General features: G+C 54.2%; 22 protein-coding genes. 9 read left to right on the top strand and 13 right to left on the bottom strand.

Annotated features, from left to right (window positions below):
• The first annotated feature begins 404 nt into the window (after positions 1-404).
• The gene (gene galR, locus F8561_RS03620) at positions 405-1,421 is read left to right on the top strand and encodes an HTH-type transcriptional regulator GalR (protein WP_020883772.1); all 1,017 of its coding nucleotides are present in this window, start codon (positions 405-407) and stop codon (positions 1,419-1,421) included.
• Here galR and F8561_RS03625 read toward each other — a convergent pair.
• From F8561_RS03625 to F8561_RS03640, 4 genes are all read right to left on the bottom strand, one after another.
• Positions 1,382-1,858 (bottom strand): GNAT family N-acetyltransferase, encoded by a 477-nt coding sequence (locus F8561_RS03625; RefSeq protein ID WP_151887159.1) that lies wholly within the window; start codon positions 1,856-1,858, stop codon positions 1,382-1,384. The genes galR and F8561_RS03625 overlap by 40 nt on opposite strands.
• Positions 1,855-2,628: a GntR family transcriptional regulator gene (locus F8561_RS03630; protein ID WP_014171459.1), complete on the bottom strand. Its 774-nt coding sequence runs from the start codon at positions 2,626-2,628 to the stop codon at positions 1,855-1,857. The genes F8561_RS03625 and F8561_RS03630 overlap by 4 nt, the downstream gene beginning before the upstream one ends.
• 90 nt (positions 2,629-2,718) lie before the next feature.
• Complete coding sequence (locus tag F8561_RS03635; RefSeq protein WP_138614576.1) at positions 2,719-4,146, bottom strand: glycoside hydrolase family 1 protein; 1,428 nt, start codon at positions 4,144-4,146, stop codon at positions 2,719-2,721.
• A 7-nt stretch (positions 4,147-4,153) separates the two neighbouring features.
• On the bottom strand, positions 4,154-5,479 hold the full coding sequence (locus F8561_RS03640) for a PTS sugar transporter subunit IIC (protein ID WP_020883770.1): 1,326 nt from the start codon (positions 5,477-5,479) through the stop codon (positions 4,154-4,156).
• A gap of 300 nt (positions 5,480-5,779) precedes the next feature.
• Here F8561_RS03640 and F8561_RS03645 point away from each other — a divergent pair, with 300 nt between their 5' ends.
• Positions 5,780-6,817 carry a LacI family DNA-binding transcriptional regulator gene (locus F8561_RS03645; RefSeq protein WP_032678896.1) on the top strand — a complete coding sequence of 346 codons (1,038 nt, stop codon included), beginning with the start codon at positions 5,780-5,782 and terminating at the stop codon, positions 6,815-6,817.
• Here the strand turns inward: F8561_RS03645 and lysA are convergent.
• Positions 6,787-8,049 carry a diaminopimelate decarboxylase gene (gene lysA / locus F8561_RS03650; protein WP_151887160.1) on the bottom strand — a complete coding sequence of 421 codons (1,263 nt, stop codon included), beginning with the start codon at positions 8,047-8,049 and terminating at the stop codon, positions 6,787-6,789. The genes F8561_RS03645 and lysA overlap by 31 nt on opposite strands.
• Before the next feature lie 122 nt (positions 8,050-8,171).
• Between lysA and F8561_RS03655 the strand changes: the two genes are divergently transcribed.
• The gene (locus tag F8561_RS03655) at positions 8,172-9,095 is read left to right on the top strand and encodes a LysR family transcriptional regulator (RefSeq protein ID WP_151887161.1); all 924 of its coding nucleotides are present in this window, start codon (positions 8,172-8,174) and stop codon (positions 9,093-9,095) included.
• Here F8561_RS03655 and F8561_RS03660 read toward each other — a convergent pair.
• Positions 9,090-9,782, bottom strand: a complete 693-nt coding sequence (locus tag F8561_RS03660; protein ID WP_020883767.1) for an aspartate/glutamate racemase — start codon at positions 9,780-9,782, stop codon at positions 9,090-9,092. The two genes, F8561_RS03655 and F8561_RS03660, sit on opposite strands and share 6 nt — an antisense overlap.
• 136 nt (positions 9,783-9,918) lie before the next feature.
• Here F8561_RS03660 and F8561_RS03665 point away from each other — a divergent pair, with 136 nt between their 5' ends.
• Positions 9,919-10,242 carry a cupin domain-containing protein gene (locus F8561_RS03665; RefSeq protein ID WP_020883766.1) on the top strand — a complete coding sequence of 108 codons (324 nt, stop codon included), beginning with the start codon at positions 9,919-9,921 and terminating at the stop codon, positions 10,240-10,242.
• 41 nt (positions 10,243-10,283) lie between these two features.
• On the opposite strand, the gene wzz(fepE) is transcribed toward F8561_RS03665, so the two are convergent.
• Positions 10,284-11,408: an LPS O-antigen length regulator Wzz(fepE) gene (gene wzz(fepE) / locus F8561_RS03670; protein WP_073396462.1), complete on the bottom strand. Its 1,125-nt coding sequence runs from the start codon at positions 11,406-11,408 to the stop codon at positions 10,284-10,286.
• A 541-nt stretch (positions 11,409-11,949) separates the two neighbouring features.
• Between wzz(fepE) and F8561_RS03675 the strand changes: the two genes are divergently transcribed.
• From F8561_RS03675 to F8561_RS03690, 4 genes are read left to right on the top strand one after another with little or no spacing between them, the layout of a single operon-like run.
• Positions 11,950-12,840 (top strand): carbohydrate ABC transporter permease, encoded by an 891-nt coding sequence (locus tag F8561_RS03675; RefSeq protein ID WP_014171468.1) that lies wholly within the window; start codon positions 11,950-11,952, stop codon positions 12,838-12,840.
• Positions 12,833-13,735: a carbohydrate ABC transporter permease gene (locus F8561_RS03680; protein ID WP_025203331.1), complete on the top strand. Its 903-nt coding sequence runs from the start codon at positions 12,833-12,835 to the stop codon at positions 13,733-13,735. The genes F8561_RS03675 and F8561_RS03680 overlap by 8 nt, the downstream gene beginning before the upstream one ends.
• 12 nt (positions 13,736-13,747) lie before the next feature.
• Complete coding sequence (locus F8561_RS03685) at positions 13,748-14,875, top strand: ABC transporter ATP-binding protein (protein WP_032680361.1); 1,128 nt, start codon at positions 13,748-13,750, stop codon at positions 14,873-14,875.
• Between the two features lie 14 nt (positions 14,876-14,889).
• Entirely contained in the window at positions 14,890-16,176 is a 1,287-nt protein-coding gene (locus F8561_RS03690) for an ABC transporter substrate-binding protein (RefSeq protein ID WP_086532911.1), read from the top strand.
• Positions 16,177-16,214: 38 nt separating this feature from the next.
• Here F8561_RS03690 and F8561_RS03695 read toward each other — a convergent pair whose 3' ends face one another.
• The 3 genes from F8561_RS03695 to kduI all read right to left on the bottom strand — a co-directional run bounded on the left by F8561_RS03695 (position 16,215) and on the right by kduI (position 19,605).
• The gene (locus tag F8561_RS03695) at positions 16,215-17,648 is read right to left on the bottom strand and encodes a sugar porter family MFS transporter (protein WP_226777985.1); all 1,434 of its coding nucleotides are present in this window, start codon (positions 17,646-17,648) and stop codon (positions 16,215-16,217) included.
• 295 nt (positions 17,649-17,943) lie between these two features.
• Positions 17,944-18,705: a 2-dehydro-3-deoxy-D-gluconate 5-dehydrogenase KduD gene (gene kduD, locus F8561_RS03700; RefSeq protein WP_014171473.1), complete on the bottom strand. Its 762-nt coding sequence runs from the start codon at positions 18,703-18,705 to the stop codon at positions 17,944-17,946.
• Between the two features lie 63 nt (positions 18,706-18,768).
• Entirely contained in the window at positions 18,769-19,605 is an 837-nt protein-coding gene (gene kduI, locus F8561_RS03705; RefSeq protein WP_049023257.1) for a 5-dehydro-4-deoxy-D-glucuronate isomerase, read from the bottom strand.
• Positions 19,606-19,903: 298 nt separating this feature from the next.
• Between kduI and F8561_RS03710 the strand changes: the two genes are divergently transcribed.
• A complete protein-coding gene (locus F8561_RS03710) occupies positions 19,904-21,079 on the top strand; it encodes an oligogalacturonate lyase family protein (RefSeq protein ID WP_138014135.1) in 1,176 nt (391 codons plus the stop codon).
• 152 nt (positions 21,080-21,231) lie between these two features.
• Here the strand turns inward: F8561_RS03710 and F8561_RS03715 are convergent, their stop codons facing one another.
• The 3 genes from F8561_RS03715 to F8561_RS03730 all read right to left on the bottom strand — a co-directional run bounded on the left by F8561_RS03715 (position 21,232) and on the right by F8561_RS03730 (position 24,370).
• Positions 21,232-21,915, bottom strand: a complete 684-nt coding sequence (locus tag F8561_RS03715) for a porin (protein ID WP_151887162.1) — start codon at positions 21,913-21,915, stop codon at positions 21,232-21,234.
• A 316-nt stretch (positions 21,916-22,231) separates the two neighbouring features.
• Entirely contained in the window at positions 22,232-23,410 is a 1,179-nt protein-coding gene (locus tag F8561_RS03725) for an acetyl-CoA C-acetyltransferase (RefSeq protein ID WP_020883759.1), read from the bottom strand.
• Positions 23,411-23,503: 93 nt separating this feature from the next.
• A complete protein-coding gene (locus tag F8561_RS03730) occupies positions 23,504-24,370 on the bottom strand; it encodes a LysR family transcriptional regulator (RefSeq protein WP_025203325.1) in 867 nt (288 codons plus the stop codon).
• Between the last annotated feature and the right edge of the window lie 48 nt (positions 24,371-24,418).

The following is a 24,418-nucleotide window of genomic DNA, read 5'->3' on the forward strand; positions in this document are numbered from 1 at the left end:
AGTGTGAAGGGTTGATAGTAAATGGTGGCAGATTACACGAGAAGTGATACGGGAGCGACTGCAAAGTTGAGGCGAAAAAAAACCTGCGCATCCGCGCAGGTTGGTGCAAGAGAAGAGTACGAAACCGTACTAAGAATTCTCACCAATCAATACCTCTGGGATCTCGACTCTATCAATCTCCCCCTCATCCTCGCCATCGGACAATCGCAACAGCCTGAGGCAAAGTGTAACTAAAGGTTCAGATTGACATTATTCAGACATGACTGGCCGTGTAACGATTACACGGCCAGGGTTGTGCTGCGTCACGTTTGTGGAGGGCGAAACCCCGCGCCCCTTGAATGCACGGCGCTTTTCCGCAACACTATTTCGTGTGTAAACGCTTACCCCCACTAAGAAGGTATGTAATGGCGACAATAAAGGATGTGGCCCGTCTGGCTGGTGTTTCCGTGGCGACCGTCTCGCGCGTGATTAACGACTCCCCTAAAGCCAGTGACGCATCACGCCAGGCGGTGCAAAACGCCATGGAATCATTGAATTACCATCCGAATGCCAACGCCCGCGCCCTTGCCCAACAGTCTACTGAAACCATCGGACTGGTGGTGGGCGATGTGTCTGACCCGTTTTTCGGCGCCATGGTAAAAGCGGTTGAACAGGTTTCTTATCAGACCGGCAATTTTCTGCTGATCGGCAATGGCTATCACAATGAACAAAAAGAACGCCAGGCTATCGAACAGCTGATGCGCCACCGCTGCGCTGCGCTGGTTGTTCACGCCAAAATGATCCCCGATGCTGAACTCATTCATCTGATGAAGCAGATCCCCGGCATGGTGATCATCAACCGAATTATTCCCGGTTTTGAGAAACGCTGCGTGGCACTCGACGACCGCTACGGCGCCTGGCTTGCTACCCGCCATTTGATTCAGCAGGGCCATACCCGCATTGGTTATCTCTGCTCCAATCACCCGATTTCCGATGCCGAAGATCGCCTGCAGGGCTACTACGATGCCCTGCGCGAAAACGGTTTGCCGTGTAATGACCGGCTGGTGGCCTACGGCGAGCCAGATGAGAGTGGCGGCGAACAGGCAATGACAGAGCTGCTGGGGCGTGGACGGAATTTCACGGCGGTTGCCAGCTATAACGACTCGATGGCCGCCGGGGCAATGGGGGTGTTAAATGACAACGGAATCGAGGTGCCGGGAGAAATTTCACTCATTGGCTTTGATGATGTGCTGGTGTCCCGCTATGTGCGTCCGCGCCTGACCACCGTACGTTACCCGATTATCACAATGGCAACGCAGGCTGCGGAGCTGGCACTGGCGCTGGCCGAACAACGCCAGCCACCGGATATCACCCACCTGTTCAGCCCCACCTTAGTCCGCCGTCACTCCGTAGGTTCGCCAGCAGAAGCGGGAGAGGAATAGCGATACAGATGTACCGTTTTGTTCGGGTATTCGAGCGCATCGCCAATGTACTGCCAGCCGTAACGTTCGTAGAAGTCGCGGCAGGCAGACCACAGATGCAGTTCGTGATACCCGGCCTGTGCGGCATAGGCGATAACATGCTGCTGCAGTTTTCCCGCCAGTCCGTTACCACGCGCCGCTTCATCAACGTACAGCGCAGCCAGCCACGGACAAAGATCCTGTCGGGTGATTAAATCGCAGCGCCAGATCCCGACCGTACCCAGAAGCTGTTCGCCCTCCAGAGCAATAAAGGTCAACGGTAACGCGCCCGGCGTCTGGCTATGTTCAACGATGCTCTGGAAAAACGCCCGCGTAAGCCCGTCACCGAACGCCTGCCAGATCCAGTCAGTTACCTGTTCCGCATACTGAGGCGCGGCACAGAGAGGCAGAATAGTCACACCAGCTTCCCCTGAAACACGGGCACAGATTCAAAAAGATAACCGTCAAAATCCGGCGCATCTTCATCGGAGAGTTCAAGTAAGCTCTTTTTCACATTTTCCAGATGTTGGAACATCGCCTGCCAGGCGCCCATCACGTCACGACGACGAAGCGCCGCGAGGATGGTTTGCCTGTCGCCCAGCCATTTCAGGCGGTATGCACGGCTGGCGATATGCCCATTGAATTGCTGCCACAGCGGGCTGCTGTCCATGTGGTGCCAGATACTCTCTACCGTTGCCAGCAGCATCTGGTTTTGCGTTGCCCCCGCCAGCACCAGGTGAAACATTTTATTGTTGTCCTGGCTGTTATCGTTGGCGGCAATGGCACGCTGCTCCTGCTCAATAATACGGCGCAGATTGTCGATGTCTGCGCGTGTCGCCATTTTGGCAGCAAACGCGGCGATGTTGCTTTCGAGGAGCTGGCGCGCCTGCAGGATCTCAAAGGGGCCGACGTCGCTGTTCAGAAAACGTTCTTCTTCGTTTTCGTGTTCTTCAGGAATGCGCATCACATAAACGCCAGACCCCTGGCGGATATCCACCGTGCCCTGCAGCTCCAGCATCAGCAATGCCTCACGCACGATGGTACGACTTACGCCGTACTTCTCAGCAATATTTCGCTCGGGCGGCAGACGGGAACCTACGGGATAGTGCCCCTGGATAATTTGCGCCCGTAAATCCTCGCCAATTTCCTGGTACTGTTTTTTTTCCGGCAGGATGACAGCCTTATCCACGTTTTCACCTGTTTTTTCAGTTAATGCGCAGGCCGGGCGTCCTCCCGGCCAGTTTGTGCGCTATTTTACCAGAACCAGCATGGTTTTCGCTTACTTCCATTCATCATCGACCGGGAGCGTGAGCACGCGCGCATCGCGCAGCTGCCGGAACCAGCTCGCCGACCTTTTCGCCCGCCTGGCGCGATTGTTATCGAGATCGATCTCAATCAGCCCGTAGCGATTTTTGAAGGCGTTCATCGGCGATACGTTGTCCGTGAAGGCCCACAGCATATAGCCATGACAGTTTGCCCCCTCCTCCCGCGCCAGCAGCGTGTAATAGAGGTGCTCGCGAATGAACGCAATGCGGTACTCGTCGTCAATGACCCCGTCACTGTTGCGAAACTGCGCTTCGTTCTCCACGCCCATCCCGCTCTCCGCCACGAACCAGTCGATATTGCGGTAGTCATTTTTTATCCGCATCGCCATATCGTAGATAATACGGGGGTAGATTTCCCAGCCGCGGGATTTATTCATTCGCCGTCCAGGCAGTTCGAACGGTTCGTAGTAGTACGCCGGGTGGAACGGTGTCTCCGGGTGCCAGGCACGAGACGGCGCTTTCACCCGATGCGGGTAATAGAGGTTTATCCCCAGCTCATCGACGGTGTTCTGCGCAATCAGTTCCAGCTCTTCTGCGGTGTAGTCCCACGCCACCTGATGCTGTTCCAGCAGCGTAAACAGTTCTGACGGGTAGCGCCCGTGCACCAGCGGATCGAGAAATACGCGGTTATAGAACAGATCGTACTTCTCTGCGGCGTTAACATCGTGCGGCGCGCACGAGCGAGGATAGGTGACTTCGGGGTTGAGAATACAGCCAACCGAGCCAGGGTACCCTTTGGCGCGAAACAGCTGCACAACCTTTGCCGTCGCCAGAACCTTATGGTGGTTCCACTGCATCCATTTACCGGTATTCTGCTCGTAGGGCCAGCGCAGCGCATCGAGATAAACGCGGGTCTGTACCACGATCGGTTCATTGAAGGTAAACCAGCGGGTGACTTTACCGTGGTAGCGTTCAAAGACTTTTTCCGCATAGCGGACAAACAGCTCGACAACCTGCTTTGAAGCCCAGCCGCCGTAAGTGTCAAGCAGCACGCCCGGCAGCTCGTAATGCTCGAGGCAGATCATCGGCTCAATACCCTGACGGTGCATCTCATCGAACAACGCGTCGTAATAGGCGGCGTACTCCTCGTCCACCGTCACTTTTTCATAGTCGGTTAAAAAACGTGACCAGTTAATCGAGGTTCGGTAGTGCGTCAGCCCCGCCTGCTTCATCAGCGCCACATCCTCGCGAAAGCGGTTGATAAAGTCGGTCGCCACCGCCGGGCCATAGCCGTTGTGCCAGACGTGGCGATCGTTTTTGTACCAGAGATCGATCCACGAATCCTGCCCCGCCTTTTTGCCGCTCCAGCCTTCGGTTTGCCAGGCTGACGCGGCCGCGCCCAGAATGAAATCCTGCGGAATGGTTATCTGTTTTGTCGTCATCACATCCTCATGCATTGTCGGTCGCCTGTTGCAGTGCGGCCTGTTCGGCACGTCGTGAAGCAATCTTCACAAACGGCAGGTAGATAATGACGGCAGTCACAATGCAGATAAGCTGAGTGATGACCGCCCCCATCGATCCGGCGGTGGAGAGCCAGGCGTTGATCAGCGGCGGCGTGGTCCACGGCACCATCACCACGGCTTTACCGGCAAAGCCGGTCACAGTGGCAAAGTAACCGATAGAGCCGGTCACCAGCGGCGTGATAATGAAAGGAATGGCGAGGATCGGGTTAAGCATGATTGGCATGCCGAAGATCACCGGCTCGTTGATGTTAAAGAGCCCCGGACCAATGGAAAGCTTGGCGATCTCTTTCATCTCTTTGCGTTTGGTGGCAATCATGACCGCGATCAGCAGGCCGATGGTCAGCCCCGACCCGCCGATGCTCATATACACATCCCAGAACGGCATGGTGATGATATTCGGCACCTCTTTGCCCTGCTCAAAGGCGCTCATATTAACGGTGATGGCGCCTAACAGCAGCGGCTCGCGGATCGGCTTGATCATCTGGTTGCCGTGAATACCAATCACCCAGAAAAGCTGTGCGACAAACATCAGCAGCAGAATGCCCGGCAGGCTTTGCACCACGCGCTCCAGCGGCTGTTGCACCACCTGATAGACCGCGTCATAGAGATACATGCCGGTGAGTTGATGGAAGACGAAACCTAATGTGGCAATCGCGGTAGTGGTGATGATCGCCGGGATCAGCGCGGAGAACGATGCCGCCACGTTTGGCGGTACGGTGTCCGGCATCCTGATCTTCAGCCCCTTGCGGTTTTCCAGCCAGCAGTAAATTTCTACCGACAGAATCGCGATAAACATGCCGAGGAACAGGCTACGGGTATCAGAGAACTGACGCAGCAGCACGTCTTTCACCACGTGCATTTCACCATCCACCAGCATCTCGACGGTTGTCGGCGTCACGCAGATAAAGCAGATCACCGCCAGCAGGCCAGGGAATAAGGATTTGATCCCGTTGATGCGGCCCAGTTCAATGCCGATTAAGAACACCGCGCCAATGTTAAGGAAATTCAGGGTGGCGTAATTGAGCGCGCTGGTGATGGGTTTTAGCGTGGCGAGAAAAGAGAGGGACTGGAAGCTCGCCAGGCCATTTTTCGGATCCAGTACCATATTGGAGATCAAGACAGAGAATGCCCCAACGATGATGACCGGCATTAAGGTAATAAAGGCAGACTTGATCGCCATGATATAGCGATAACTGTTGAATTTTGTGGCAAAACTGCCCAGAGCGTCGATCAGTTTTTCCTGTAATGCCATAGGGTAATACCTCAGTAAAAGGGCTTTTATTGGATAAGGTGTACAGCCGGATACTATTGGCATACCAAAAATAGCTACATGTCGGGTTTTGTTCTGTGATTAAGCTCTCAACGACGTAACAGGTATTCCAAAATGCGGTTTATATCGATTTTGGCATACCACTTAAAACCCTGTATGTCGAACTGACCGCTCGTTACCTAAAAGCGTGATCGTGCTGGAAGTTTTGCCCTTCCCGCATCGCTTATGCACCGGATGGTCTGTGTTAAACTGCAGATCGTTACGTGGAATCAGGAATGTCTAATGGCAACAATGCTGGATGTCTCATTGCGCGCGGGCGTGTCGAAAGCCACGGTATCGCGCGTGCTGAACGGCACAGGTCAGGTTAAAGAGAGTACGCGTCAGCAGGTGTTTAATGCGATGGAAGAGCTGGGCTACCGCCCGAATTTTCTCGCGCGTTCGCTGGCGAACCAGACCAGCAACAGCATTGGTCTGGTGGTCTCTACCTTTGATGGTTTTTACTTTGGTCGTCTTCTTCAGCAGGCCTCCCGGCAGACGGAAACCCACGGCAAGCAGCTGATCGTCACGGATGGTCACGACGCCCCGGAGCAGGAAGAGCAGGCGGTACAAATGCTGGCCGATCGCAAATGCGATGCCATCGTGCTTTACACCCGCTACATGAGCGAAAAAGCGATCATGAAGCTGATCCATTCGGTGCAAACCCCGCTGGTGGTCATCAACCGTGAAGTCAGCCAGGCGCCCGATCGCTGCGTGTTCTTCGAACAGCAGGATGCCGCCTTTAAGGCCGTGGATTACCTGATCAACCAGGGCCACCGGGAGATCGCCTGTATCACCGTCCCGATCCACACGCCAACCGGGAAAGCGAGGCTGATGGGCTACCGTAAGGCGCTGGAAAAGCACGGCATTCGTCTGGACGAGCGGCGGATTAAGTATGGCGATGCGGGAATGACGCGAGGATATGAGCTCTGCAAAGAGCTGATTGCCGACGGTATAGCGTTTAGCGCTCTGTTTGCCTGTAACGATGATATGGCGTTGGGTGCGTCCAAGGCGCTACACCAGGCGGGGCTGCGGATCCCGCAGGATATTTCCCTGTTTGGCTTTGACGATGCCCCATGCGCGAAATGGCTGGAGCCTGCGCTCTCGTCGGTTTACCTGCCTATCGACAATATGATCGTTACGGCTATCGATCAGGCGATCCGGCTGGCAAAAAACCAACCGGTCGACGCGATCCCGCCGTTCACCGGTACGCTGGTATTACGCGACTCGGTCACGACGGGGCCGTACTTCACTCAGACGAGTTCCAGCGCCAGCAGCTCCTGAATGGTCTGGCGGCGGCGGATCAGCCGCGCCTTGCCGTTATCAAACAACACTTCTGGCAGCAGCGGGCGGCTGTTGTAGTTTGAGGACATTGACGCCCCGTAGGCACCGGTATCGTGCAGCACCAGATAGTCGCCTGGTTTAACTTCCGGCAGCGCGCGGGTTTCCACTTTCCCCCCTTCCTGCTGGGTAAAGACATCACCAGACTCACACAGCGGGCCCGCGACAACCGTCTCGATACGCGGCGCGTGAGTTAAATCGCGGCCATCGGCAGCCAGAGCCGAAATGTGGTGATAGCTGCCGTACATTGACGGGCGCATCAGATCGTTAAAGCCAGCGTCAATCAGCACAAAGTGGCGCGAGCCCATCTCTTTCACGCTGCGAACCTGCGCCACCAGCACCCCGGATTCAGCCACCAGGAAACGACCCGGCTCAATTTCCAGCTTCACGGCATGACCAAGATGCGCGGCGACCTGGTCACGCGCGGCGCTCCACAGGCCGTAATAGTGATCGGTGTCGATCGCCTCTTCCCCTTCACGGTAAGGAATGGAAAGACCGCCCCCGGCGGAGATCGCCTCCAGATCCTGACCAGACTCGATCACCTGGCGCACCATTGCGCCACAAACCTGCTCAAGGTGCGCGTAATCCACACCGGAGCCGATGTGCATATGAATCCCCACCAGCTTCAGATTGTAACGCTGCAATACGTCCAGGGCAGCGGGCATATCGGCATACCAGATACCGTGCTTGCTGTTTTCGCCGCCGGTATTGGTTTTTTGGCTATGACCGTGACCAAAGCCAGGGTTCACGCGCAGCCAGACGCGGTGGCCCGGAGAAACTTGCCCAAGCTGTTCCAGCATATCCACGGACCCGGCGTTTACCGGCACCTGCAGCTCATGGACGCGAGCAAGCGTGGCGTCGTCGATCACATCGGCGGTAAACACAATCGCGTCAGGATCGGCTTTCGGATCAAACCCGGCCGCCAGCGCGCGCTCAATCTCCCCCAGGGAGACGGAGTCGACCTTCACACCCTGCTCACGCATCAGACGCAGAATGTGGATATTGGAGCACGCCTTCTGGGCAAAACGCACCACGTCAAACTGATGCAGGGCAGCAATCTTCTCGCGAACAATCTGCGCGTCGTAGACCCACACCGGACAGCCAAACTCGGCAGGCAGGCGTAGCAGGTTTTCGGCATTCAAATCGGTATCAGTCTGGTTAAGCGGGCGTGGCATGGTCTTTCTCCGGGGTGACATTTTTTTATGATTACGCCACAGCAGGAAGAGAATAAAAAATATCGTTTTATCGCGAGTCTATGCAAAAATGATATGGACAGTTCTCTGTATTCAGGTGACCTATGCCCGCCGTCAATTTACGCCATATCGAGATTTTTCACGCCGTGATGACCACGGGCAACCTCACCGAGGCTGCGCAGATGCTCCATACCTCGCAGCCAACGGTCAGCCGCGAGCTGGCGCGATTCGAGAAAGTGCTGGGACTGAAGCTGTTCGAACGCACCCGCGGCAGGCTTCACCCGACGGTACAGGGGCTGCGCCTGTTCGAGGAAGTGCAGCGCTCATGGTACGGGCTGGACCGCATTGTCAGTGCGGCGGAAAGCCTGCGCGAGTTTCGGCAGGGCGAGCTATCGATTGTCTGCCTGCCCGTCTTTTCACAGTCTTTTTTGCCGACGCTGCTCCAGCCTTTTCTGGCCCGATATCCGGAGGTGAATCTCACGATTGTCCCGCAGGAGTCACCGCTGCTCGAGGAGTGGCTCTCCGCACAGCGCCATGATTTAGGCCTGACCGAAACCCTCTCTACGCCCGCGGGAACGGAACGCACGGAACTGCTCTCTTTAGATGAGGTGTGCGTGCTGCCAGCCGGGCACCCGCTTGCCCGCAGGCAGATTCTGACGCCAGCGGATTTTCACGGTGAAAACTACATTAGCCTGTCACAAACCGACAGCTACCGGCAGCTGCTGGATTCACTGTTTGCCGAGCATCAGGTGAAGCGCAGGATGGTGGTCGAGACCCACAGTGCGGCCTCCATTTGCGCCATGGTGCGCGCCGGGGTGGGCGTTTCGGTGGTGAATCCACTGACGGCGCTGGATTACGCCGGGCGCGATATTGTCATCCGCCCGTTTAGCCTGTCAGTCCCGTTCACCGTGAGCCTGATCCGCCCCCTCCATCGCCCGGTCTCAGCGCTGGTGGAGGCGTTTACGGAGCACCTGATAGCCCATGCCCGTCAGGTGGCGCTTCGTTTATCCGATCGGCAAAATTTATGACAGCATAAACTCCACGGCATCGGCGGCATGAATCGCGGCGGTATCGAAGACCGGAATCGGGCTTTGCTCAACCGGCACCAGTAAACCGATTTCCGTACAGCCGAAGATCACCCCTTCCGCCCCCTGCTGCGCGAGTTTTTCAATCACGCTGACGTAATATGCCCGGGATGATTCGCTAAAGGTGCCGAGGCAGAGTTCATCAAAGATAATCTGGTTGATGCGGGCCCGGTCTGCCTCATCCGGGATCAGGCTTTCAATGCCAAACTGGCTGCTCAACCGACCACGGTAAAAATCCTGCTCCATGGTGTAGCGCGTTCCCAGCAGCGCCACACGACGTAACCCGGATGCGGTGATGGCCCGCCCGGTTGCATCGGCAATGTGCAGGAAGGGCAGCGAACAGCGCGCTTCGATATGGGACGCGACTTTATGCATGGTGTTGGTACAGAGCAAAATCCCCTCTGCTCCCGCACGCTCCAGCCCCAGCGCGGCCTCGGCCAGTATTTCCCCGGCTTTATCCCATTCACCGCTCGACTGGCAGGCTTCGATTTCATGGAAATCTACGCTGTGCAGCAGCAGGCTGGCAGAATGCAGGCCCCCCAGACGTTGCTTCACCCCTTCATTAATCAGGCGGTAATAGGGGATTGTCGATTCCCAGCTCATCCCCCCTAACAGGCCGATCGTTTTCATCATCCCTCCTTATGTGTTTATCCCAGTGAAGCAAACTTGTGATCGTGTTTCCAGTTCTTTGTCACGTCGTTTCTTTTTAACCCCTGGTGATATAAATTAAATGAAACATTGTTTTAATACATTCTGGGGTGACGATATGTTTATTTTCCACAACGAGACCACGCTTGACGATCTGGGGAACGGCGTGACGCGCCGTATTCTTGCCCATGGCGGTAAAATGATGGCGGTGGAGGTGAATTTTGAACAGGGCGCGACAGGCCCACTGCATAACCATCCTCATGAACAGTTAACCTATGTGCTGTCCGGCGAGTTTGAGTTCACGATTGGAGATGAAAAACATGTGGTGACGGCCGGGGATACCCTCTACAAAAAGCCACATGTGATGCACGGCTGCGTGTGTCTTAAACCCGGCACGCTGCTGGATACCTTCACGCCGGTACGTGAGGATTTTTTGAAATAAAAAAAGGGCGCTGATGACAGCGCCCTTCTCGTCTGCGTTTTTTATTCCGTTACAGGCTCGACCAGAGGATTGCGGCTGAGCATGGCCTCACGCAGTAATACACTGCCACAGGCAAACAGCCCGCCCAGCAGTCCCGCCAGGATCACAATCAGGGCTTTGCCCGGACCGTCTTTTTTCACCGGCATAGATGGAGAGAGCTGATACTTGAACGGTTCAAGTTTGACGTCTTCGACCGACAGCTTTTTCAGCTGCGCCAGGTAGTATTCCCGGTTCTGGAAGTCCGCGTTCAGCTCAGCGATGTCCTTGAGATTTTTTTCAATCTGCAGTTTTTGCGCAATACCGTCGGCACCGAGCGCGACGGAATAATCCGGATCGTCTTTAACCGCCTGACCGTTGCTGTAGACCGGCTTTTTGATACCCGCCGCGTTGGCCACTTCCAGAGAATAGTTAAGACGCTGCAGATTGGTGTTGTGAACATTCGTCAGACGTACCCGATCCAGCTCCAGCTGCTGCTCCACCACTTTGGTTTTCAGGGTGATCTGGTTACGGATATTCTCCATGGTTTCCTGCTCAACAATCTGCGAGATGTAATCCACGTAACCTTTAAGAACCGTTTGCGCATCCCCCGCCGTCGGCGCGGTGAAGCTCAATGTCCACGAGACGTACGGCGCTTTATCCGCGTCTTTTGCCAGGGTGTTATCTACCGCTTTCATCTTTTCGGAGATATTGACCACCGCACGATGCAGCTCAAGCGGATCCACGTCAGTGCCTTCCAGCTGTGCCATCACGTAAGGTGAGGATTTCATGTACTCCTCAAGTAACGACTGCGACTGGAACTTTTTAATAAACTGGTTAAACACGTCCGGACGGGTAATTTTCACGTCCACGTCGAGCACCTGCAGGGCGACCATCATCTGGCGCAGCGGGTTCCACTGCGTCTGTTCCGCCGGTGTGATCACCGCTTTACTGGTCCATTTTTGTGGCAGTAAGAACGCGATGGCCAGTCCAACCAATGCGAATGCGAAGGCAATCACGATGATACGTTTTTTTGCCGCCAGAAGAACTTCTAACAGTCCCAGAAGGTCAATTTCTTTGGAACTGACTGCCGGGGCCGCGTAATGGGGGAAGTCGAGATCCGTATTTTTTTTGAAATCCATTGCTGACATAGCCATTCTTCTTTTGAGGGTGCAGACCATTTCTGCCTGATTGGTTACAGTGGTCCGATGATACAAGAAAGTAAGAATTATCTGAACGAAAGAATGATCCAGCTGTAGACCTGCTATCAGAATTAGTAGTTAGTTTCTCCACGGTATTGTCTTTATTAATCATCCGGTTCTTTCCGCCCCGCCCGCCTCTCTCTTCTTTGAACGCCTGAAATAGCGCAAAAATGCCATCCTCATCACCTTATTGAAACACCGTTTCGACTTTGATCACATTTCCGCTATTAAGCGAATGACGCAGAAACAAATAGCAATAATATAAAATAAAACGGCGTTTTATTATCCAGGAACACGAGTTCTACCGTATTGAAACCCAGGCGTTTGGCTCAACGATGAAATCGAAAAAAGTCTTATAAAACAAAGTTAAATGAAGTAACCGTGACACGTATTACCCAGAACATCGCCGTTCAGGCTCGGTTTCGACAGCCTGAAAGGTTGTTACAGACGCAGATTCCGTTTTAAACCATTGATTACCAGGTAGGTAAGTATGAATGAAAACAAGCTGCTGGGGCTCGCGTGGATATCACCCTACATCATTGGGTTGATACTCTTTACAGCTTTCCCCTTCGTCTCATCGTTTTTCCTGAGTTTTACGGATTACGACCTGATGAGCCCGCCGGTATTTAACGGCATTGAAAATTATCGCTACATGTTTACGGAAGACACGCTCTTCTGGACATCAATGGGAGTGACGTTTGCGTATGTATTTCTGACCATTCCCCTGAAGCTCGCCTTTGCATTAGGGATTGCGTTTGTTCTGAACTTTAAATTACGCGGTATTGGATTCTTCCGTACCGCCTACTATATTCCGTCGATCCTCGGCAGCTCCGTGGCCATTGCTGTTTTGTGGCGCGCGCTCTTTGCCATTGATGGTCTGCTGAACAGCTTTATTGGCGTATTTGGTTTTGACCCGGTGAACTGGCTGGGTGAGCCCTCGCTAGCCCTGATGTCGGTCACCCTGCTGCGCGTCTGGCAGTTCGGTTCCGCGATGGTCATCTTCCTGGCCGCGCTGCAAAACGTACCGCAGTCGCAGTATGAAGCTGCGATGATCGATGGGGCATCCAAATGGCAGATGTTCACGAAAGTGACCGTGCCGCTGATCACGCCGGTGATTTTCTTCAACTTCATTATGCAGACCACCCAGGCGTTCCAGGAATTTACTGGACCGTATGTCATTACCGGCGGCGGGCCAACGTATTCCACTTACCTGTTCTCACTCTACATCTACGACACCGCGTTTAAATACTTTGACATGGGTTACGGCGCAGCACTGGCGTGGATCCTGTTCCTGGTGGTGGCCATTTTTGCCGGTATCGCCTTTAAGTCATCGAAATATTGGGTGTTCTACTCCGCCGATAAAGGAGGCAAAAATGGCTGATATCCAACAACTTTCCACGGCGAGGACGATTGCCGAGCGTGAAGTCGCCCGCACGCTGCGCAGAGAGAAAATTAACGCCGCAGTGCGCTACGTGATCCTGCTGTTTGTCGGCCTGCTGATGCTTTATCCGCTGGTGTGGATGTTCTCGGCGTCGTTCAAACCGAACCACGAGATTTTCACCACTCTCAGCCTGTGGCCTGCCCATGCGACCTGGGACGGTTTTGTGAATGGCTGGAAAACCGGTACCGAATACAACTTCGGCCATTACATGCTGAACACCTTTAAGTATGTGATCCCGAAAGTGATCCTGACCATTATCTCCTCCACCATCGTGGCGTACGGCTTTGCGCGCTTTGAAATCCCGTGGAAGAAATTCTGGTTCGCTACCCTCATCACCACCATGCTGCTCCCCAGCACCGTGCTGCTGATCCCGCAGTACCTGATGTTCCGTGAAATGGGCATGCTCAACAGCTATATGCCGCTGTACCTGCCGCTGGCCTTCGCCACCCAGGGGTTCTTCGTCTTCATGCTTATCCAGTTCCTGCGCGGCGTGCCGCGTGACATGGAGGAGGCGGCGCAAATTGACGGCTGTAACTCGCTTCAGGTGCTGTGGTACGTGGTGGTGCCGATCCTGAAACCGGCCATTATCTCCGTCGCCCTGTTCCAGTTCATGTGGTCAATGAACGACTTTATCGGGCCGCTGATTTATGTCTACAGCGTGGATAAATACCCGATTGCACTGGCTCTGAAAATGTCCATCGACGTCACCGAAGGGGCGCCGTGGAACGAAATTCTGGCAATGGCGAGCATCTCCATTCTGCCATCCATCATTGTCTTCTTCCTGGCACAGCGCTACTTCGTCCAGGGCGTCACCAGCAGCGGAATTAAAGGTTAAGAGGGAAATATTATGGCTGAAGTTATCTTCAACAAACTGGAAAAGGTCTACTCCAACGGCTTTAAAGCGGTACATGCCATTGACCTGAAAATCGCTGAAGGAGAGTTCATGGTGATCGTTGGCCCCTCCGGCTGCGCCAAATCCACCACCCTGCGCATGCTGGCTGGCCTGGAAACCATCAGCGGGGGTGAAGTCCGCATCGGCGATAAGATTGTGAACAACCTCGCGCCGAAAGAGCGCGGGATTGCGATGGTGTTCCAGAACTACGCGCTCTATCCCCACATGACGGTGCGCGAAAACCTGGCCTTTGGTCTGAAGCTGAGCAAACTGCCAAAAGATCAGATTGAATCTCAGGTCAACGAAGCGGCCAAAATCCTTGAGCTGGAAGAGTTACTCGACCGCCTGCCACGCCAGCTTTCCGGCGGCCAGGCACAGCGCGTGGCGGTAGGCCGTGCGATTGTGAAAAAGCCGGATGTATTCCTGTTCGACGAACCGCTGTCAAACCTCGACGCCAAACTACGCGCCTCAATGCGCATTCGTATTTCCGATCTGCACAAGCAGTTGAAGAAATCCGGTAAACCGGCGACCACCGTCTACGTCACCCACGACCAGACCGAAGCGATGACCATGGGCGACCGCATCTGCGTGATGAAGCTCGGCCACATCATGCAGGTTGATACCCCGGACAACCTCTACCACAAGCCGAAAAACATGTTCGTGGCAGGCTTTATCGGCGCGCCGGAGATGAACATTCGTCAAAGCCTGCTGGTGGAAAGCGCCGGGAAACTGCACATCGCCATCGGCAATGAAACCATGCCGCTGAACGCCGGGATGCAGGAGAAAGTCTCCGCTTATGCCGGGCAGGCCATTTACTACGGCGTACGTCCGGAATTCGTTTCCCTCTCCGACGCACCATTCGTTGACGGGGGCTGCAGTGGCGAAATGGTTCGCGTGGAAAACATGGGCCACGAATTCTTCGTCTATCTGAAGGTTGCGGACTACGAACTGACCGCCAGAATTCCATCCGATGAAGCTAAGCCAATGATTGATAAAGGCCTTCATCGCAAGGTGTATTTCAAATTTGATATGAATAAATGTCATATTTTTGACGCAAAAACTGAACAGAACCTCTCTCTCTGATGGAGTTTATAAAAATGAAAAAAGTGCTTTTAAGCGCAGCAATCTCCGCGACGCTGGGCCTTACCGCTTTGCCATCGATGGCGCAAGATGTCGAATTACGCATGTCCTGGTGGGGCGGTAATGGCCGCCATCAGGTAACGTTGAAAGCGCTGGAGGAATTCCATAAGCAGAACCCGGATATCAACGTTAAAGCAGAGTACACCGGCTGGGATGGGCACCTCTCCCGCCTGACCACTCAAATTGCGGGCGGCACCGAGCCGGATGTGATGCAGACCAACTGGAACTGGCTGCCAATCTTCTCGAAAACCGGCGACGGGTTCTACGACCTGAACAAAATGAAAGACGTGATCGACCTGACCCAGTTCGATCCCAAAGAACTTCAGTCCACCACCATCAACGGCAAGCTGAACGGCATTCCGATCTCCGTCACCGCACGCGTGTTCTACTTCAACGACGAGACCTGGAAAAAAGCCGGTATTGCATACCCGAAAACCTGGGACGAGCTAATGGCGGCGGGTAAAACCTTCGAGAGTAAACTCGGCAAGCAGTACTACCCGGTCGTGCTGGAGCATCAGGACACGCTGGCGTTGCTGAACTCGTACATGATTCAGAAGTACAACATCCCTGCCGTGGACGAGAAAACCAAGAAGTTCGCCTACAGCAAAGCGCAGTGGGTGGAATTCTTCCAGACCTACAAAATGCTGGTGGATAGCCACGTCATGCCGGACACCAAATACTATGCGTCGTTTGGTAAGAGCAACATGTATGAGATGAAGCCGTGGATCCAGGGAGAATGGGCGGGAACCTACATGTGGAACTCCACCATCAACAAGTATTCCGACAACCTGAAGCCACCGGCAAAACTGGTGCTGGGCAGTTACCCGATGCTGCCGGGCGCAACCGATGCGGGCCTTTTCTTCAAACCGGCGCAGATGCTCTCGATTGGTAAATCCACCAAAAACCCGGAAGCGGCGGCGAAACTGATTAACTTCCTGCTGAACAGCAAAGAGGGAGTAGACACGCTGGGTCTGGAGCGTGGCGTGCCGCTGAGTAAAGCCGCGGTGCAGTTCCTGACCGAAGACGGCACCATCAAAGAGAGCGATCCGTCGGTCGCGGGGCTGCGTCTGGCGCAGTCTCTGCCGGCCAAACTTTCCGTGTCACCTTACTTTGACGATCCGCAGATTGTGGCCCAGTTCGGCACCTCTCTGCAGTACATCGATTATGGACAGAAATCCGTGGAAGAGACCGCCGCTGACTTCCAGCGTCAGGCTGAACGTATTCTGAAACGCGCGATGCGCTAACGAAAAACCGGGTGGCCTCTTCGCCACCCGGCAACAGACTACACGCCAATATTACGCAGCTTCTCGCCGGACATCAGCCTGCGCTCGATATGCTCCAGCGTGACGCCTTTGGTTTCAGGGATCAGCCAGAACGTGACCCCGATAAACGCGACGTTGAGAACCGTATAGAGCCAGAAGGTCCCTGCCGCGCCAATTGAATCCAGCAGCGTCAGGAAGGTCGCGCCGATGATCATGTTCGACACCCAGTTGGTGGTCGTGGAACAGGTGATGCCAAAGTCACGGCATTTGAGCGGCTGAATTTCGGAACACAGGATCCACACGACGGGCGCAGCGCTCATCGCATATCCGGCAATACACATCATGGTCATGCCAACAGAGAGCCAGGAAAGACCGCTTGAGGCCGTGCCGTTATCAAACTGCATCAGGCAGTAGCCAAGGATCAGCGTACCGAGCGCCATGACGCTAAAGCCAATCTTGAGTGCCGGTTTACGTCCGGCTTTATCCACGGTGAACACCGCGATAAAGGTGGCGAACATAAAGGTCAGCCCCACCACCAGCGTGGCAACCATTTGTTGTTCCGTGGTGGTGAACCCCGCCATTTTGAAGATACGTGGCGCGTAGTACATGATGATGTTCATCCCGGTGAACTGCTGCATCGCCTGCAGCAGCATGCCGAGGAACACCGCGCGACGTACGTTGCGGTTGATCTTAAACAGCGCCCAGCCCCCCTGCTTCAGCTTCAGGCTTTCGCGGATCTCGTTCAGCTCTTCACGTGCTTTTTCTGAGGTATCACGCAGCATCCGCAGCACCTCTTCCGCTTCCACATGACGGCCCTTTTGCGCCAGCCAGCGCGGACTGTTTGGCAGGAAAATCACCAGAACAATCAACACCAGCGCCGGGAGCGCCAGTACGCCCAGCATCGCGCGCCAGTTGCCGCTGTAGCTGAAATAAGTGTCAGACAGAAACGCCAGCACAATACCCAGCGTCACCATCAGCTGGTACATACTGATCATCTTGCCGCGCACGTTCTCGCTCGCCATTTCGGAGAGGTACAACGGCGCAGTGTAAGAGGCAATCCCCACCGCCACGCCGAGCAGCACGCGGGAGAGCAGCAGCATTTCCACGTTCGTGGCAAATGCTGACCCAATGGAGCCGGCGACAAACAGAATCGCCCCCACCATCAGGCTGTATTTGCGCCCGAGGCGGAACGAAAGCCAGCCGTTAAACAGCGCGCCGATGGCCGCACCCAGCATCATGCTGCTGACCACCCACTCCTGCAGGCGGTTACTCAACGTAAAGTGATCGGTGATAAAGGGCAGCGCCCCGGCGATCACGCCAATATCCAGACCGAACAGTAAACCGGCCACTGCAGCCGCGATGGAGACAAACTGATTCATGCGTCGGGTATCACGCAACGCGGCGGGCATAAGGGTAGAGTCATTTATAGATGTCATATTTTCCTGCCTGAACAGCGAAATTCGTTAACTGAAATTACGAGATAGCGCGGAAAAGTGTCAGGCCGTAATTCGCGAAGATATGGATTATTTCGCTGTGGCATATCGATCTGTGATGGACATTACAATTTCAACTAACGATGAAATACCGCCAGTTTTTATTAATCATTTAATTTTTAAGCAATAAAACTGTGATGCATATCATTTATGATTTTTTAGTATGGATTTTTCGTCTTGAGCCATATGGATAATGGCAATTTTTGGGCAAAAAAAACCTCCACCCACCGGCAGAGGTTTAAGACGGAATACGCAATTAACGCGCCAGCCAGCCGCCATCGACCGCCACGGTATAGCCGTTGATGTAATCGGATGCCGGAGAGGCCAGGAATACAATCGGCCCCTTAAGATCGTCCGGAAGGCCCCAGCGGCCCGCCGGGATACGGTCGAGGATTTCCGCGCTACGCTGTTCGTCAGCACGCAACTGCTGAGTGTTATTCGTCGCCATGTACCCCGGCGCAATCGCGTTGACGTTGATGTTGTGCTTCGCCCACTCGTTTGCCAGCAGACGGGTAACGCCCATCACCGCGCTCTTGGATGCGGTATAAGACGGCACGCGGATACCGCCCTGGAAGGAGAGCATAGAGGCGATATTAATGATCTTGCCGCCTTTCCCCTGGGCAATGAAATGTTTCGCCGCCGCCTGGGACATAAAGAACACGCTCTTAATGTTCAGGTTCATCACGTCGTCCCAGTCGCGCTCGCTGAAATTAATCGCGTCTTCACGGCGAATCAGTCCGGCATTGTTCACCAGAATGTCGATATGGCCGAATTCCGCCACCGCGCGATCCAGCAGTTCAGGGATGGCGTCAATTTTACGCAGATCGGCGGTCAGGCTCAGAAAACGACGCCCCAGCGCGGTGACGCGCTCGATGGTTTCAGTAGGTTCAACAATGTTAATCCCGACGATATCGCAGCCCGCTTCCGCCAGCCCTAACGCCATACCCTGGCCCAGTCCGGTGTCACAACCGGACACCACAGCCACTTTACCCTGCAGAGAAAATGCATCCAGAATCATGTTTGTTCCTTAATCTTTCAGCGCCTGTCACCAACAGGCAGGTTTATGCTTAACTGCCTGCGGCTAGCGCAGCTCGTTAACCGCGACGTGGTCCATGTCATCAAAGACCTGGTTTTCACCGACCATACCCCAGATGAAGGTGTACGCTTTCGTGCCTACGCCCGAATGAATAGACCAGCTCGGCGAAATCACCGCCTGCTCGTTATGCATCACGATATGGCGCGTTTCCTGCGGTTGCCCCATCATGTGGAACACGCAGGCGTCCTCGTCCATGTTGAAGTAGAAATACACTTCCATACGGCGCTCGTGGGTATGGCACGGCATGGTGTTCCACAGGTTGCCCGGAGCAAGCTCGGTCAGCCCCATGCTGAGCTGGCAGGTTTCCAGCACATCCGGAACAAAGTATTTATTGATGGTGCGACGGTTGCTGGTGAGGTTGTCACCCAGCGTCACCGGGGCGACATCCGCCGGGGTCACTTTTTTGGTGGGATACGGGGTATGTGCGGGCGCACAGTTGTAGTAAAACTTCGCCGGTTTACCGCTGTCGATGCTGGCGAACACGACCTCTTTCGCCCCTTTACCGACATACAACGCGTCGCGATGACCTATCTCATAGCACTGTCCGTCTACGGTGATGGTGCCGGGGCCACCGATGTTAATCACGCCCAGCTCGCGACGCTCAAGGAAATAGCTCACACCAAGCTGTTTACCCACTTCTCCGCCCACGGAGACGGTCTGCGTCACTGGCATAATCCCGCCAACGATAATACGGTCGATATGGCTGTAGACCATGGTGTATTTATCGGCCTCGAACACCTGCTCGACTAAAAACTCATTGCGCAGCCCCTGAGTATCCAGCGTTTTGGCGTGCGCACTGTGGATGCTTTGTCTGACGTCCACCGTAACCTCCAGAAATGATCGTGCCCGCAGGCAGAAAATTAACGAAACGACGTTCCGTTTTCATGATGAGCACAGTCTAGCCCCAGAGAAGAGGGTTTTCAATTACATTTAAAACAACGTTTCATTTTTTCTGTTTGTTTATACCAGAAATGGCGTTCGGATCACGATAAAGAGAGCCAGACATTAATCTCGCCAATGAAACAGACAAAGTGCGCCATCAGTCACACATAATGAAACATTGTTTTGATAATTTAATACTCACTTTTTAATCTACTTTTATCGTTCAAAGGAGTGCATTATGGCTAAAGGTATGCGGGTCAAGCTGAACTACGAGGTCAGCCACGATCCGGATACAGGCGTGGAAGTCACCCGCCTGACCCCACCCGACGTGACCTGTCACCGCAACTACTTCTACCAGAAGTGCTTCTTTAATGATGGCAGCCACCTGCTGTTCGCAGGGGCGTTTGACGGTCACTGGAACTACTACCTGCTGGATCTGCAGAAGGCCGAAGCGGTACAGCTGACGGAAGGCGCGGGGGATAATACCTTTGGCGGGTTCCTCTCTCCGGATGATAAATCCTTCTACTATGTGAAGAACGACCGCACGCTGCTGGAGGTGGATCTCCATACCCTGGTAGAACGCGAGGTGTACCGTGTCCCAGATGACTGGGTCGGTTACGGTACCTGGGTCGCCAACAGCGACTGCACCAAACTGGTTGGGATAGAAATTGCCCGACGTGACTGGACGCCGCTCAACGACTGGAAAATTTTCCACGACTTCTTCCATAAGGGGCCGCACTGTCGACTGCTGCGGGTGGATCTGAAAACCGGTTTAAGCACCACAATCCACGAAGAGAAAAACTGGCTTGGCCACCCTATCTATCGTCCGTTTGATGACAACACGGTGGCGTTTTGCCATGAAGGGCCGCACGACCTGGTCGACGCCCGCATGTGGCTAGTCAACGAAGATGGTTCGCACGTGCGCAAAGTGAAAACGCATGCGGAAGGCGAAAGCTGTACCCATGAATTCTGGGTGCCGAACGGTTCTGCCCTTGTGTATGTCTCTTATCTGAAGGGCCAAAAGGGCCGCACCATCTGCAGCTTCAATCCGGATACGGGCGTCAATGACGCAGTCATGCCAATGCCCGCCTGTTCCCATCTGATGAGCAACGTTGACGGCACCCTGCTGGTGGGCGACGGTTCAGGAACGCCGGTTGATGTGAAGGATACGCACGGTTACACCATCGATAACGATCCGTATCTGTACGCCTTTGACGTGGCGAAAAAAAGCTACTTCCGCATTGCCCGTCACGACACCTCCTGGGCAACGGTGGCAAATAGCCGCCAGGTCACCCACCCGCATCCCTCCTTTACTCCGGATGAGAAAGCGGTGCTGTTCAGTTCCGATAAAGACGGTCAACCCGCCCTCTATATCGCGAAACTTCCTGAGCAACCTGAAATGTTGCATGCATGATTTGAGTTTGTGTTTCTGTAACTGGCCTTGCCCTCCGTTTCGGAGGGCTTTTTTTTCAGTGGGCTTTTGCCCGTTGGGCGGCGTTTATCAGACATGGGTAAGCCGGGTAGGCACTGGCGCTACCCGGCAATGTTCAGCGGAATAACGTGATATCAGAAAGAATAGGCCATGCCTAAACGAAGGCGGGTCTGGCGTTCATCGGTGTCTTTCACGCCGATGTTACCCACTTCAACATACGGTGCCCAGTTTTTATCCCATTTATACGCCAGCTTGGCGTTATATTCGTTGGAATAATCTTTGTTATTATTACGAACCATACCTTCAGAACTCTTCGCATAAACATAATTGAGTTCGGTACGCCAGTCACCCATTACCCAGCCAACCCAGGCATCACCACGGTTAACTTTGTCGTCATCTTTATTCGAGCTTGACGGGTAGCGGGTATATTCATAACGATAACGCGCGGCAACGTAGAAGCCGTTGTCGAAACTATATTGCAGATGCAGATTCGGTTTATATATGGTGCGGCTGTCGTTACTTTCAAGGGTAAACGCCGGCGTCAGTGCAATATTCTCAGTCGCTTTCCAGCGCCAGCTAATTTGATCTTCATGCCCGTTACCCACCACATCCGCAAACGGCTGGTCGGCTTTATCACCACCGGATTTCCATTTAGCTTCTACAGAAAAACCAACCCCGTTAGCAAAGCGATGTGAGACCGAGACACGGTCAGCATTGGCACCACTGTCGATATATTCATGGCGCAGATCGACGGTAACGGCCTGAGCCATGAAGGACGTACCGATAAGGGAAGTAAGGACCAGAGATTTCTTAAACATGAAAAAACCCTCAACTGAAATAATGTTTCTTATTTATGAAACTGCAGTTTATTTTTTAAAGAACATTATTTTAGTGACAAAGATCGTAATTATTTGTTTCATTTTTTTTGGCAAAGATGGACGTGACATCCATCAACAAACAGGGTGTATTAACGTGAAATTATCGGAGGGGGATCACACTAAGACGTTAACAACGATAATAATTAAGGCCGTAATTATTCAATACCAGAGTGAGAATGTACTAATAACGGTTAATTCGTCATACGTTATGTAAAAAAAACCTCCTGAAGGGAGGCTCTTTTATGCGGGCGGGATTTTAGCGTTCAATGGCGAGGGCGACACCTTGTCCACCACCGATACAGAGCGTCGCAATGCCTTTGCGGGCATTGCGCTTTTTCATCTCATGCACCAGCGATACCAGAATTCGACAACCGGACGCGCCGATAGGATGACCCAGTGCGATTGCCCCACCGTTCACGTTTACCCGCAGGGGATCCCATTCCAGCATTTTGCCAACCGAGATTGCCTGTGCGGCAAAGGCCTCGTTGACTTCAATCAGATCCACATCAGAGAGCTGCCACCCTGCGCGTTCCAGGCAGCGACGGGTAGCATAAACCGGGGCGATACCCATTAACGCAGGATCAACACCCACGCTGGCAAATGCCTTAATGCGGGCCAGGACGGGCAGATCCAGCTCGAGGGCTTTGCTTTCACTCATCATCATCACGGCCGCAGCGCCATCATTAATGGAGGAGGCGTTTCCCGCCGTCACTGAGCCCTGAGTTTCAAACGCAGGATTGAGCCTCGCCAGCCCTTCAGCGCTGGCGTCGGTGCGCGGCTGCTCATCGGTATCCACCACGGCAACCTCACCGTTCTGACGCTGCGTGCTGACCGGGACGATTTCATCCCGAAAGCGCCCGGCATCAATCGCCGCGCGCGCTTTTTGCTGCGAGCTTAACGCGTAAGCGTCCTGCAACTCACGGCTGATACCATACTCACGTGCCAGATTTTCCGCCGTCACGCCCATATGATAGTCATTGAACGCATCCCACAGACCGTCATGCACCAGACTGTCGAGCAACTGGCTGTTGCCCAGCTGCGCGCCGGTACGGCTGTCGGTCAGCACGTGTGGTGCCCGGCTCATATTTTCTTGTCCGCCGGCAATCACGACATCCGCTTCACCACACTGAATGGCCTGCGTCGCCAGATGCAGCGCTTTTAACCCTGAGCCACAGACGTCGTTGATGGTGATAGCGGAGACGGTATTGGGCAGGCCGCCCTTGAGGGCCGCCTGACGGGCAGGGTTTTGCCCGGCACCGGCGGTCAGCACCTGTCCCAGGATCACCTCATCAATTTCATGTGCTGCAATCCCGCTGCGTTCCACCAGCGCTTTCACCACTACGCTGCCCAAATCAACAGCCGAGTGGCGTGCAAGCGCCCCCTGAAAACAGCCGATAGCCGTACGCAACGCACCCACTATAACGACATCTTTCATCACAACCTCTGTGTTAAATGACATGACGATAGTAGTGGATTGTTATTGGCAATTATCTTAATTGTTTAAAAATAGTGAGTTTAATCACAAGGATTAGCGCGCATCCTGCAGATACTGCCGCAGCCAGCTTCCGGCAACGCCGGGCGGGGATCGTTTATTCCAGAGCAGATCGATACCGATCGCCCGTGGCCAGCCGGGGACATTCAGCTGCACCAGCGATTTCGCGGCGGCAAATTCATCCACCAGCGCGCACGGCAGCACGCACCAGCCAAATCCCTGCACCGCCATACTGAGCAGTAACAGGTAGTTGGGTGCCGACCAGACGGGTCCGCGTGCGAGCGTTGCCTCCCGCTCCAGATAGGTGCTGAGCCGCAATTCCCGCCAGCCGTGCAGCTCATCGGCCTGGATTACTTGCTGCCCGGCCAGAGGATGGTTGGTCGCGACATAGATTGCCATCCGGGTCTGTATCGGCAACCGGGTAAAACCAATATCGGTCGGATAACTGTCACGCGCTTCCGTGAGACCAACCTGCGCACGCGACTTCTGCAGCAGATCGATAACGTCCTCTTCCTCGCCAATCAGGCATTCAAATTCGGTATGGGGAAAGCGCTGGTCGAACTGGTTCATCAGGTCTTCCAGCACGTCCGGGTTGAGGGTATCGGAAAGAACAAACGTCAGGCGCGCCTCCGTTTGTGCCGTTAACGACACCGCCAGTTCGTCAAGCCGCGTGCTGGCCGCGAGGATCGCCTGCACATAACCCAGCACCTGTTCGCCCTGGGCGGTTAACACCGGCTGACGGGCCGAACGGTCAAACAGATCGAAGCCCAGATCGGCTTCAAGATTGGCGATGGATGTGCTCACGGTCGACTGGCTTTTACGTAACCGACGCGCGGCGGCAGAAAAAGAGCCAGCCGCGACGGTCTCAACGAATGCGGTAAGGGCTTCAGGTGAATAACGCATGCACTATCTACTTTATCGATGGATACCATCTTTAATATATCACCTTTA

This window comes from Enterobacter sp. 198 (genome assembly GCF_009025585.1).
Lineage (GTDB): Bacteria > Pseudomonadota > Gammaproteobacteria > Enterobacterales > Enterobacteriaceae > Enterobacter > Enterobacter ludwigii.